Origin of the sequence: Sphingomonas folli, from assembly GCF_019429525.1 — a bacterium.
Taxonomy (GTDB): domain Bacteria; phylum Pseudomonadota; class Alphaproteobacteria; order Sphingomonadales; family Sphingomonadaceae; genus Sphingomonas; species Sphingomonas folii.
Genome location: NZ_JAHXZL010000001.1, coordinates 386,809 through 398,736 on the forward strand (window position 1 = coordinate 386,809; position 11,928 = coordinate 398,736).

Consider the following 11,928-nt stretch of genomic DNA (forward strand, 5'->3'; position numbering starts at 1 on the left):
TGACACGGCGTCAGCCAGCCGCGCGCCTGGTCGGGCTCGGACCTGCCGAGCCGATCGCGCCGCATGCGTCCGGACCATCTGTTCGCGCCGCTACGCGCCCGATCGCGGCGTCCTCTACGCGGGAAACGGAAGCGACCCTTGTCACGGCCGGCGCGCGCGACCCGCGATCTGGATCAGCCCGCGCGGCGCTGCCCCGCGCGGTGCGGCATCCGTCACGCCGGCGGCGTGCCCGGCGTGACCGGCGCGTCGAGCAGCGGTGCGAGCGCGTCGACCGGGCTGACCGTCGGCAGCGCGGCGAGTGCCTCTTCCAGCCGTGTCCCGCCGCCGCCGGTGAGCGGACCGCTGAGCAGTCGGAAAACACGGTCGCTCGGCCGTGCCTCGAATCCGGCGGCGTAGCGCTGGTGCAGCGAGTCGAGCTCGCTGATGCGGCCCAGCATCGCCAGCGCGATGGCATGACGCAGCACGATGATCTGCTCGACGTCGCTGAGTGGCGCCGCGACGCGAGGCAGCAGCGACTGGTCGGCGGCGAGCAGATCGGCCCAGCGCCGCTGCTTCCACAGGATTTCGCTGCGCAGCGCGGCGCTGTTCGGGACCTCGGCGAGGATCGCGACCGCCTGATCGACCCGGCCGAGCTGGGAGAGCGCGATCGCCTGGAGGCGTTGGCGCTCCTCGATCATCGCGGGCGTATAGTCGTTCCGCGCGGTGGTGCGCAGCAGCGTCACCGCGTCACCCGGCTTGCCGGCGAGGATCTGCAGCGTCGCCACGCGCGCGGAGAGAGGCCCCTGCGCGATATCGCTGGTGCGGTAGCGCAGCTGATAGGCGAGCAGGTCGGCCGCCTGCGGGTAGAGTCCCGCCTGGATGAGCCGCTGCGCGAACGTCTCCATCAGCCGGTTGCCGCTCGCCCCGGAGGGCAGGATATCGCGATAGTCCCACAGCAGGGTCGCGCTGCGGGGCAGCGGCATGGTCGCGCCCGGGCCGACCAGCGCCTCGAGCTGATCCTGCACCCGCGCGCGGAACTCGGCCGGCCGGCGGGTCACGTCGAAATAGCGGAGCAGCGCGGCGCCCGCGGCGAGCGCGGCGGCATGGTCGCCGCGCTCGGCGGCGAGCCGGAAGGTGAGCACCCGCGCCCGCTCCTCCACCGCGTCGCCGCGCCAGGCGAAATCGAGCGCGTTCAATTGCTTGATTGCGGCGTCCGGGGCGAGCTCGCGACTGGCCAGGCCCACCTCGATCAGGCCGAGGCGAGCGGCCGCGCGGTCCACCGGCGCCCCCTCGCGTTCGACCTTTCCGAAGAGCGTTCGCGCCGGAGCATATTGTCCCAGCTGCGCCTGCGCGCGCGCGCGCAGCAGCGTGGCGGTGGGGTGATCGGGCGGCAGAGCCGCAAGCACCGCGCCCGCCGCCTCGGGACGCCCCGTCTCGAGCGCGATCGTCGCGATCGCCAGGGTGAACGGCGTCCGCGCGGGGGCGGGACGCGCCATCAGCGCGGGGGTAGCGCAGGCCACCGAGGCGCGCGCCGCCTCATATTGCGCGAGCTCCGCCAACGCGCGCAGCCGCCAGGCGCAGCGCTCGGCGCTGGGCGCGCCGGTGCCCGCGGCGCCGGGAGCGAGGGCGACCAGCGCCTCCGCGTCATGATGCGCCAGCGTGAGCGCGGCGCCGTAGGCGAGCCGGAACGAGTCGAGCAGGAGCAGGTCGGGCTCGTCCTGTCGCATGGTCTCGAGCACGCCGATCGCCTCGGCACCGCGCGCCTGCCCGATCAGGCTGCGCGCGAACGCCCAGCGCGCCGGCTGGCGCTCGCTCGCTGAGACGCTCAGCGCGTGCCAGGCGTCGGCGTCGGGTACGACCGGCCAGGCCGCCCGGCCACTCGGCAACGGCACGCGCGCCAATGTCGGCGCGAAGCTGGCGCCGCCCGTCTGCGCGGTCGCGCCGCCGGCCGCGAGCGCCAGCGCGAGCGCGAGCGCGGCGGTGAGACGCGCCCTCACGACAGCACGTCCGGGATCAGGCCGAGCAGCGCCACGGCCACGCCGCCTGCCGCGGTGGCGCACAGGAACAGGATGGTGAGCGACCAGGAGGGCGCGTCCTCGGCGAGGGTCGGCGCGGGCGGCTCGCGATCGAACGCGTCATCGTCCCAGCGCCGATCGCCCCGCTCGGTCGATGCTGTCGACGTGTCACTGTCGCGGGTGATGACCCGGTAGCGTGGTGGAAGGTTTCGACCGTTCATTGACGCATCCATCGAGTTGGTCGTCCTATCATAGGAGCGGATGGGCGGCGCGCGGTCGCGCCGCGTCGCTTTCGGAGGATCGCGTGAGACGCTCGCTGTTGCGTGCCCTGCTGCCGCTCGTGCTAGTCGCGGCCGACCGCGGCGCCGGGATCCGCGGCCTGATCACCGATCGTCCGATCGTCTACGTCGACCCGATCGAACTGCCCTTGTTCGAGGGCGGCGCGATCGCGGGGCGGATGCAGGTGCGACTGGCGCTGCAGGCGGCGGACACCGACGCCGCACTGCGGCTCTATCTGCAGCGGCCCGAGGCGCGATCGGCGCTGTTGATCGCGCTGGTCGACTTCGACCGGGCCGAGTGCGGCCCGCTGGCGCCGATCAACGCCGAGCGCATGAGCGGCGTGCTCAACCGCGCGATCCAGGCCGCGGGGATGATCGACGTGCGCCAGGTGCTGATCCTGGAGGTGACCAGCGCGCCGATCTGACCGGGCGAGAGGCCCCCCGCGCGCGCGGACCTGGCGGATGGCTGCTGACGGCGCGCGCTGCGCCCACGGCCGAAGGGGCGGGGTGTCGACCGCGATCGTGGTCGGCGGGCGAGATGTTGCGGGCTCCACGTCGCGGCGGTCACCGATCGCGAGCGGCGACGGCCGCGTCGCACGGTCCTCCCCGAGGACGCTCGCGCCATGACCGACCCCGTGCCGATCCGATATGCCCGTCCGACGGAGGCGGCGCGCAGGCATGGTCATGGCTGGCGCTCGCCCCCGCATCCCGCGAGGGCTCATCGCTCAGGCGCGATGCCCGACGGGTCCTGAGAGAGACCCGTCGACGCTGCATCGTGCTCCCGCGGAGCCGGGACCGTGGGGACGAGACTCGCGGCCTTGGGCTTCTTGTGACACAGCAGCACGCCGACGGTTCAGGCGCGAAGGATCATCAGCTAGCGGACGTCGTACGGCACAGGCCGGTCGCGACGCTTGAGCCGCGCCGACGCATGACGATGGGGATCGCCCGAGACTAGGTGGTGGGTCGCTCCGGTGCGCTGGCGGATCTGGCGGGGGTCGCCGCGACCTCACCGGGGGCGGCCGGCGAGGCGGCGATGCGCGGGGCACTCACGCGCGGCGCGCCGACCGCCGGGCGCGGCGGCTCGCCGCGCGTTCGGGCCGGCGGCGCACCCGCCGCGGCGGGGCGAGGGGACGGCGGGTGCGGCGGGGCGGGAGAGAGCGCGACGCCGGCGGCGCTGGCGACGCGCTGCTGCGCCACGATCATCTCGGGCGCGGCACGCCCCGCGAGCGCGGTGCTCAGGCGCAGCGCCGCGGCGGGAGTCATCGCGCCCATCATCAGCGCCAGCGAACGGCCGCGCATCCGCCGCGCGACCTGCGCTTGCAGGTCGATGTCGAGCGCGGCGAACACCGGCGCCGCGCGGTTCGGCTTCATGGTCTGGTAGACGCGCGCGAGATCCTCGATCGGTTGCGGCGCGTCGCCGTAGCCGCCCCGGTCATCGCGCGCGCCGCCGTCGCGTCGGGCGCCGAGCTGCGCCTGGACGCGCTGCTCGAGCGCGAGCGCGCTCTGCTCGCGCAGCTCGGCGGCGCGTGTTCGCCGCGCGATCGACTGGTCACGCTCGCTGATGCTCTGTGCGATGGCGTTGCCGAAGCGATTGTCGCTGACCGCCTCGGTCGCGTTCGTGCCGGCCACCGCGTGCGCGATCGTCGAGGCTGCCGCGGCGCCCGCGGTGAGAGTCAGCAGCGAGGGGCGCAGCAGCCGCTTGGTCCAGCCGCGCGACGCTGCTCTGGGCGACGCCGTGCCGGGGGAGGCGAGCGCGACGGGCGCCGGATCACCCGCTCGGGGAGCGACGGGGGGAACGACATGGTGGGTCACGACTGGGGTTCCTTGTCAGCGGCGCCGAACGGCACGGCCGCGCGCTCGGGCCGATCCGCGGGCAGGTCGACAGGCTCGGCGATCGCGGGCGGCACGTTCGTCGTCCCGGCGGTCGCGAGCGTGGCGCCGCGCACGGCACAGGCCGCCTCGCCCGCGCGTCCCGGGTCACGGACGTCGAGCGGAGCGGCCGCGGCCGACGCGGCGGTGGCCTCGCCCTGGCGCTCCCTCGGCGCGTCGCTCTGCCGCGACGAGGCCGGTGCCGCCATGTCGTCGGCGGGGATCACCTCGGCGTCGCTGGTACCACGCGGCGTCAGGCGCGCGCCGTTCGCCGCCGCCAGGATCCGCTCGGCCACGCCGTTGCCGACATCGATCATGAGCGAGAGCTCGTCGCGCAACGTGACCAACTGCGCGCGCAGGTCACGTGCGCCGCGCACCGCGGCGTCGAGCGGCGGACCCTCGGCGCTCAGCACCTGCGTGAGCTCCCCGAGCGCCTGCTGCGACGTCGCGGTGGCGGCCTCGAGCGAGGCGACCACCTCCATCAGTCCGGCGTGGCGCAGCTTATGCACCGCGCGCGAGAGCCGCACCGTCTGCACCAGCACCGCGGCGCAGAACAGCGAGGTGATCACGTTGGTGACCACGGAGAGGTCGATCACGGCGCCACCTGGCCAATCGCGGTGCTCAGCCTGATCGCCGCGAGCGCGTTGTGGGTGCCGATCGTCCCCGCCGCGAGCGGGACGCCGCGACATTCCAGCGCGACCTCGTCGTCGGGCGCGCGATCGAGCGTGATCGTGCGCCCCTCACCGAGCGCGAGATACTCCTCGATCCGCATCTCGCGCTCGCCGAGCACCGCGTCGACCTGCACCTCGGTGTGGAGCAGTTCCTCGGCGATGTGGCTCTCCCACATCGTGTTGCGCCCCATCTTCTCGCCGACGAAGCGCTCCACCAGCTTCTCGCGCACCGGCTCGATCGTGGCGTGCGGGAGGACCAGGTTGAAGCGTCCCCCGCGGCCCTCCATGTCGATGCGGAAGCTCGCCACCGCGGTGAGGTTGGTCGAGGCCGCGATCGCGGCGAAGCGCGGGGTGACCTCCACGCGCTCGAGCACGAAGTCGACCGGCTCGATCGCGCCGAACGACTGGGCGAAGTCGTCGAGCGTCTGCTGCATCATCCGGCCTACCAGATGCGTCTCGATCGCGGTGAAGGCGCGACCGTCGATGCGCATCGAATTGGGCGCGCGACGCCCGCCCAGCAGCGAGTCGACCACCGCGTAGACCAGCGAGGAATCGACCGTCATCAGGCCGTAATTGCCCCATTGCTTGGCGAGGAAGACGCCGATCATCGCGGGCAGCGGCAGGTGGTTCATGAACTCGGCGAAGCGCATCGTGGAGACTCGCTCGGCGTGGACGTCGAGCGAGTCAGCGGTGAGATTGCGCATGCTGGTGCCGAGCGTGCGTACCATGCGCTCGCACACCACCTCCAGCATCGGCAGCCGCTCGTGGTTGGCGACGTCGGCCTCGATCAGCGCGCGCAGGCCGGTGCGCCGCGCCGGCCGCGGCGCGCTCTCGATGCCGAACAGCGCGTCGATGCTGGCCTGATCGAACGTGTCCGGCTCCTCCGCGCGGACGGACTGTTCGATGGCGCTGGTCGCGGCGGCGGCGGTCGGCTCGGTGGTGGCCGGAACGGCGCCGGTCGGCTCGGCGGCAGCCGGGTCGGCGGCGGCCGTGACGGCACGGGGAGCGCTCGCCGGCACCGCCGCCGCGCTCGCCCCCGGCGGCGTGACCGACGTACCGGCGAGTGCGCCCGCCCGGGCGGCGGCGGGCTCGCTCGCGGCGGTCACGCCACGCGGGGGCGCGGGCGCGCGCGCGTCCGCGGGGCGCGGCGTCGTCGTCGATGGCGGGGCTGCCGCGCGATCGCGGGCCGCGCGCTCGGGGCGCGCTGGCGCCACGCGCTCCGGTCGGGTCGGGGCGGGGGTCGGGCCGGGCTCGCCGCGGCCGTCGGAGCTGGTCGTCATTGCTCGATCAGATCCTGGATCAGCACCTCGCTCACGCCGTCGTGGCCGAGCACGTCGCGCAGCCGCACCAGGATCTCCTCTTTGACGCGGAACACCGCGGCCGAGCCGCCCAGGTCTTCCGGGCGCAGCTCGCGCAGGAACGACTGCAGCGTGTCGAGGATCAGCGGCATCGCCGACCCGATCCGGCCGACCTGCGCGGGGTCCGCGGCGACGATGACGAAGTGCAGCTTGAGGAAGTGCTGTCGGCCGTCGGCGCTGCGGAGCGTCACCACCATCGGCGGCACGTCGACGTAGCGCGCGCTGGCCGCCTGACCGCTCGGGTGCTCGGTCGCGTCGCCCGCGCCGCCGAACGGCCACACGCCGGCGAGCGCCAGCCCGCCGCCGACGACCAGCAGCGCGGCCAGGCCGATGATCACCGCCAGCAAGACGCGGCGCTGCTCGTCGCGCGGCGTCGTCGTCACCGCCGCTGCGCCGCGGGACCGGTCGAATCTCAACACGTCGGCTCGTTCTGCCACGTCATACCTCTTGCTTGGCCGCGCAGATTTCGAGCGGTGAGCCACCACCCGGCGCGGTTGGTCCTATTATAGGGGCGAGCCTCGGGCGGTTGCCGCGACGTGCTGGTTTTTGGTGCGATGCCCGCGCCGGTGCCGGCCGCGTCGGCCGCGTCGCGGCGGGACGTAGAAGGACGGGGCGAGAGAGACGGATGGGGTCCGACGTATCCACCTATGTGCTGCTGAGCCACCAGGCCGCGCTGCGGCGTCAGCTCGACGTCACCGCCAACAACATGGCGAACAGCAGCACGGTCGGCTTCAAGCGCGAGCAGGAAGTCTTCCGCGAGCATGTCGAGCGAGTCCGCCGCGCCCCGATCGAGGACGCCAAGCGGCTCTCGTTCGTGCTCGATTTCGGCCAGGTGCACGATACGCGCGCGGGTGCGTTCCAGCCGACGGGCAACCCGCTCGACGTGATGATCGACGGCCCGGGCTATCTCTCGGTCGAGGACGCGAGCGGCGCCACCGCCTACACGCGCGCCGGCTTCGTCACCTTGCTCACCGACGGCGAGTTGGGCACCCCCTCGGGCGCGCCGCTGCTCGACGAGAGCGGCCGCCATATCGCCGTGCCGCCCGACGAGCAGGGCAGCCTCGCCATCGCCGAGGACGGCACCGTCTCGACCAGCGCGGGCCCGATCGCCCGGCTCGCGGTGACCCAGTTCGACGAGATGCGAGTCAATGAGCGCGGCGACGGCCTGCTCACCGGCACCGGCGGCCGACTGTTGCCCGCCGCGGAGACGCGGCTTCGCAGCGGCGGCGTCGAGGGTTCCAACGTGCAGCCGATCATCGAGACCACCAACATGATCGAGGTGCTGCGCGCCTATCAGCGGACCAGCGAGGCGGCGGCGAACATCGACACGCTGCGCAAGCTGGCGATCTCGCGGCTCGCCAAGCCAGACTGATCCACGACCGACCCCCCATCAGAACAGGATATCTATCATGCGCTCTCTGTCGATCGCTGCCAGCGGCATGCTGGCGCAACAGACCAATGTCGACGTCATCGCGAACAATATCGCCAACATGAACACCACCGCCTTCAAGCGGCAGCGGCCCGAGTTCGAGGACCTGTTGTACGAGCAGGTGAGCCGACCCGGCGCGGCGACCAGCGCCGACGGCACGCGCGTGCCGGCGGGCATCCAGCTCGGCAGCGGCGTGCGCGCGGCGGGCGTGTATCGGGTGCTGGAGCAGGGCGCGGCGACCGAGAGCAAGAGCAAGTTCGACATCGCGATCATGGGCCAGGGCTATTTCCGCATCGCGCTGCCCAACGGCGAGGTCGCCTACACGCGGTCGGGCGCCTTCAAGCTCTCCGACCAGGGCGAGGTGGTGACCACGGACGGCTATCGCGTCCAGCCCGACATCACGATCCCCAACGGCGCCACCGACGTGTCGATCAGCCCGACCGGGCTCGTCCAGGCCAAATTGGCCGACCAGGTGCAGCTGCAGGACGTCGGTCAGCTCGATCTCGCCACCTTCGTCAACGAGGCGGGTCTCGAGGCGCTCGGGTCCAACCTGTTCCAGGAGACCGAGGCATCGGGTCAGCCCATCGTCGCCAACCCCGGTCAGCCGGGTTTCGGCACGCTCAAGCAGGGCTATCTCGAGGCGTCGAACGTCAACCCGGTCGCCGAGATCACCGCGCTGATCAGCGCGCAGCGCGCCTATGAGATGAACAGCCGCATCGTGAAGACCGCGGACGAGATGCTCGCCACCACGACGCAGCTGCGGTGACGGTGATGCGTGTCGCCTCCGCTCGCCCCGCCGTCGCGCTCCTCGCGCTCTGGATCGCGCCCGCGGCGGCCCAGCCCGCGACGGCGCAGCCCGCGACGGCCCAGCCCGCGACGGCGCAGCCCGGGACGGCGCCGTCGCCCGTGGTGCTGGCGCAGCCGGTCGCGGCGGGCACGGTGCTCGGCGCCGACGACCTGCGCGCCTGGGGGGCGGGCGACCCGCCGCCGATGCGCGGTGCCTTGTCGGCGGCGAATATCGTCGGCCGCGCGGCGGCGCGGCGGCTCGCCGCCGGCGCGGTGGTGCGCGAGGGCGACGTGCGCGCGCCGCAGGTGATCCAGCGCGGCGAGCCGGTGACGATCGTGCTGCGCAGCGGCGCGCTGACGATCAGCACGCAGGGCCAGGCGCTCAACGCCGCCGGGATGGGCGAGCCGGTCCGGGTGATCTGCGACTCGACCAAGCGCACGCTCTCGGGGCGCGCGGAGGCGCCGGGCCGCGTCGCGGTCGCCGGCTGAAGGAAGGAAAAGCCTGATGAGACTGCAGCCCTACCGCGGCGCCCTGCTGCTCGCCGCGACCGTGCCGCTGCTCGCCGGCTGCGGGTCGGTCGGCCGGCTCAAGGCGATCGGCAAACCGCCGAGGATCGAGCCCGCCGAGACCCCGGTCGCGCCCACGGTCGTTCCCTCGCTCGGCGACCAGGCGCAATATGGTCGAGACCCCGCGACGATGACCGAGCCGGGCAACAGCGCCTCGCTCTTCCGCACCGGCGCGGGCGCCTTCTTCCACGACCAGCGCGCCTCGCAGGTCGGCGATATCCTGACGGTGCGGATCAGCATCGCCGACAGTGCCACGCTCGACAACAAGTCGAGCCGGGCGCGGAGCGGCAACGACAGCGTCGGGCTGCCCAATTTCCTCGGGCTCGAGAATACGCTGAAGAAGGTGCTGCCGTCGGGCGCCAACCCGGCCTCGCTGATCGACACCAAGAACGCCTCGGGCAGCACCGGCACGGGCAACACGTCGCGGAGCGAGCAGATCAACACCGTGGTCGCGGCCACGGTGGTAGGCCTGTTACCCAACGGCAATCTCCTGATCCGCGGGCACCAGGAGGTGCGGGTCAATTTCGAGCTGCGCCAGCTGCTGGTCAGCGGGATCGTCCGGCCGCAGGACATCGCGCGCGACAATAGCGTGCTCAGCAGCCAGATCGCGGACGCGCGGATCAGCTACGGCGGTCGCGGCCAGATCACCGACGTGCAGCAGCCGCGCTGGGGGCAGCAGGTGATCGAGGCGATCTCCCCCTTCTGAGGTGGCCCCCGCGATCGCGTGCGCGGACGAGGGTGGTGGCGGTGGCGGTCGCGGTGGCGCACGCGCGGGTGCGACCGACGCCCGAGAGCAAGGGGAGCGATCGCTGTTCGCTTCCGGGAGCGCGGCCGAAACCCGCCGGGCGTCGTGCGGTGCTGGCGAGCGGCACAGCGGCCGTCGCTGCTGTCCGGCGATAACAGGCCGTGTCCCAGAGGCCTGCCTCGCTCGCCAGACGGTGCGAGCGTCGCCCGACGGGGCGCGGATCGCTCGCGTGCGCCGTAAGGCTTGGCCTCCGCCAGCCGGCATCGGGCCTCCGCCAGCCGGCAACGGCGAGGCGCGTCGGCCCGAGAGGTTGCTGCATCGGAGGGACGCCACCTGCGGCCATCGCTCGGCCGTCGCCCTTCTGAGGCCGCCGCTTCGGCTCACCGGAACGATCCATCTCGCATGAGCGCGACCTCACCCGTGTTCCGCCTCCCGACGCACCTCCGTGCCGCACTGCCGCCGCTGCCGCTCGAGAATGGCGCCGCGGGTCGGCGCGCGCGGGGCTCCGTCCGTCGCTTGGCGAATGACCGACCATCGACGGCGTGCGCTGCTGTCGCGACAGGGACTGTCATCGTCGCGGTACGGGAACCGGCCGCGGCCGAGAGGGAGAAGAAGATGCGTGTTCGTACCGTCCTGATCGCCGCCTGCGGGTTGGCGACACTCGCGGCATGCTCGAAGAAGCCGGTCACGCCGCTGCCGCCCCCGCCGCCGCCGGGTGCGGTCGCGGGCAGCAGCGCCGCGGACCGCGACGGCGACGGCATCGTCGACGGCTATTACACCTCGGACGGCATCTACCACCCGTACGCGCCGCCCGCGCCGCCGCCGCCGCCGCCCGCGCCGACGCGTCGCGGGGAGCGCGGCTGATCGCTCGCGCGCGGGCAGGGCGGATGGCGCGCGGGCGAGCGGCATTGTTGCTACTCGCCGCGGCCGCGCCCGCTGGCGCAGCGGCGAGGGCGCCGGCCGAGCGCGCGGCGCCGGCGCGTGCCGCCGCGAGCGACACCGCGGAGCGCGCGGTCGCCGCGGTGCTGCGCGACCGCGCGGGGGGCTGGATCGGGCGGGTCTATGCCGAGCGCGGCTACCGTCCGCTCTGGGCCGGCGGCGGTCGGCTCGGGCCCGCCGCCGACGCGCTGCTCGACGACCTCGACACTGCCGCGCTCGACGGGCTCGGCTCGACCTATGACGCGCGCGAGCTGCGCGAGCAGCTCGGCCAGGCGCGCCAGCGGGGCGACGCGGACAGCGTCGCGCGCGCCGAGCTCGCGCTGTCCAAGGCCTTCACGCGCTACGTCCGCGACCAGCGCCGCCCGCGCGAGGTCGGGATGATCTGGGCCGATCCGGCGCTCAAGCCCAGACGTCCCAGGCCGGAGGCGGTGCTGCGCGCCGCCAGCTTCCCGCGCTCCTTCGAGGATTACGTCGCGGGCATGGAGTGGATGAGCCCGCATTACGTCCGCCTGCGCGGGCTGGTCGCGCGCGCGCGGCGCGACGGCCTCGCGGCCGGCGAGGAACTCAGGCTCCGGCGCAACCTCGAGCGCGCGCGGCTGCTGCCCGGGCCATGGACCCGCCACATCGTCGTCGACGCCTCGTCGGGGCGGCTGTGGTATTATGAGGCGGGTCGGCAGGCCGGCACGATGAAGGTGGTGGTGGGCGCGCGCGAGACGCAGACGCCTCTGCTCGCCGGCGTGGTGCAATGGGCCATCGTCAATCCCTATTGGAACGTGCCCACCTATCTGGCGCGCAAGAGCGTCGCGCCCAAGGTGCTGGCGGGCCGCTCGCTGACCGCGCTGCGGATGGAGGCGCTGAGCGACTGGAGCGCGACGGCGCGGCCGCTGCCCGCCGCCGCGATCGACTGGCATGCGGTCGCCGCGGGCACGCGCGAGATCCGGCTCCGCGAGCTACCCGGGCGCGGCAACTCGATGGGGCGGGTCAAATTCCTCTTCCCCAACGACGAGGGCATCTACCTCCACGACACGCCCGACCGCGAGCTGCTGGATCGCGACGACCGCCACCTCAGCAACGGCTGCATCCGGCTCGAGAAGGCACCGGTGCTCGCGCGCTGGCTGATCGGGCGACCGCTGCCCGCGTCGACGCGCGATCCGGAGCAGGCGGTCGCGCTGCAGGTGCCCGTGCCGGTGTATCTCACCTATCTCACCGCGACCGAGAGCAAGGCGCGCGTGGCGTTCCGCGACGACATCTATGGCCGCGATGCCGCCGGAGGCTGAGGCGCCTTCAGGCCC

At 73.4% G+C, this 11,928-nt stretch carries 13 protein-coding genes; 7 read left to right on the plus strand and 6 right to left on the minus strand.

The features are described 5' to 3' along the window. Nucleotides 1-212 precede the first annotated feature (212 nt). Together KZ813_RS01775 and KZ813_RS01780 are read right to left on the minus strand one after the other, a co-directional pair. Nucleotides 213-1,976, minus strand: coding sequence for a hypothetical protein (locus tag KZ813_RS01775; RefSeq protein ID WP_219753251.1), 1,764 nt, complete (start codon nt 1,974-1,976; stop codon nt 213-215). Beyond that, complete coding sequence (locus KZ813_RS01780) at nt 1,973-2,215, minus strand: hypothetical protein (protein ID WP_219753252.1); 243 nt, start codon at nt 2,213-2,215, stop codon at nt 1,973-1,975. Before KZ813_RS01780 ends, KZ813_RS01775 begins: the two co-directional genes overlap by 4 nt. Before the next feature lie 83 nt (nt 2,216-2,298). On the opposite strand from KZ813_RS01780, the gene KZ813_RS01785 reads away from it, so the two are divergent. Then, nucleotides 2,299-2,697, plus strand: a complete 399-nt coding sequence (locus tag KZ813_RS01785; protein ID WP_219753253.1) for a hypothetical protein — start codon at nt 2,299-2,301, stop codon at nt 2,695-2,697. A 526-nt stretch (nt 2,698-3,223) separates the two neighbouring features. Here KZ813_RS01785 and KZ813_RS01790 read toward each other — a convergent pair. From KZ813_RS01790 to KZ813_RS01805, 4 genes are read right to left on the minus strand one after another with little or no spacing between them, the layout of a single operon-like run. Then, nucleotides 3,224-4,084, minus strand: a complete 861-nt coding sequence (locus tag KZ813_RS01790) for a MotE family protein (RefSeq protein ID WP_219753254.1) — start codon at nt 4,082-4,084, stop codon at nt 3,224-3,226. Beyond that, on the minus strand, nt 4,081-4,737 hold the full coding sequence (locus KZ813_RS01795; RefSeq protein WP_219753255.1) for a hypothetical protein: 657 nt from the start codon (nt 4,735-4,737) through the stop codon (nt 4,081-4,083). The genes KZ813_RS01790 and KZ813_RS01795 overlap by 4 nt, the downstream gene beginning before the upstream one ends. Then, a complete protein-coding gene (fliM, locus tag KZ813_RS01800; protein WP_258046305.1) occupies nt 4,734-6,092 on the minus strand; it encodes a flagellar motor switch protein FliM in 1,359 nt (452 codons plus the stop codon). Before fliM ends, KZ813_RS01795 begins: the two co-directional genes overlap by 4 nt. Then, entirely contained in the window at nt 6,089-6,586 is a 498-nt protein-coding gene (locus tag KZ813_RS01805) for a flagellar basal body-associated FliL family protein (RefSeq protein WP_258046306.1), read from the minus strand. Before KZ813_RS01805 ends, fliM begins: the two co-directional genes overlap by 4 nt. Before the next feature lie 209 nt (nt 6,587-6,795). Between KZ813_RS01805 and KZ813_RS01810 the strand changes: the two genes are divergently transcribed. From KZ813_RS01810 to KZ813_RS01835, 6 genes are all read left to right on the plus strand, one after another. After that, a complete protein-coding gene (locus KZ813_RS01810; protein WP_219753256.1) occupies nt 6,796-7,542 on the plus strand; it encodes a flagellar hook-basal body complex protein in 747 nt (248 codons plus the stop codon). Between the two features lie 37 nt (nt 7,543-7,579). After that, nucleotides 7,580-8,365 carry a flagellar basal-body rod protein FlgG gene (gene flgG / locus KZ813_RS01815; RefSeq protein ID WP_219753257.1) on the plus strand — a complete coding sequence of 262 codons (786 nt, stop codon included), beginning with the start codon at nt 7,580-7,582 and terminating at the stop codon, nt 8,363-8,365. 5 nt (nt 8,366-8,370) lie between these two features. Further along, nucleotides 8,371-8,874: a flagellar basal body P-ring formation chaperone FlgA gene (gene flgA, locus KZ813_RS01820; protein ID WP_219753258.1), complete on the plus strand. Its 504-nt coding sequence runs from the start codon at nt 8,371-8,373 to the stop codon at nt 8,872-8,874. Between the two features lie 16 nt (nt 8,875-8,890). After that, a complete protein-coding gene (flgH, locus tag KZ813_RS01825; protein ID WP_219753259.1) occupies nt 8,891-9,658 on the plus strand; it encodes a flagellar basal body L-ring protein FlgH in 768 nt (255 codons plus the stop codon). Nucleotides 9,659-10,312: 654 nt separating this feature from the next. Beyond that, nucleotides 10,313-10,561, plus strand: a complete 249-nt coding sequence (locus KZ813_RS01830) for a hypothetical protein (protein WP_219753260.1) — start codon at nt 10,313-10,315, stop codon at nt 10,559-10,561. Nucleotides 10,562-10,584: 23 nt separating this feature from the next. Further along, the gene (locus KZ813_RS01835) at nt 10,585-11,913 is read left to right on the plus strand and encodes a L,D-transpeptidase family protein (protein WP_219753261.1); all 1,329 of its coding nucleotides are present in this window, start codon (nt 10,585-10,587) and stop codon (nt 11,911-11,913) included. Nucleotides 11,914-11,928 lie beyond the last annotated feature (15 nt).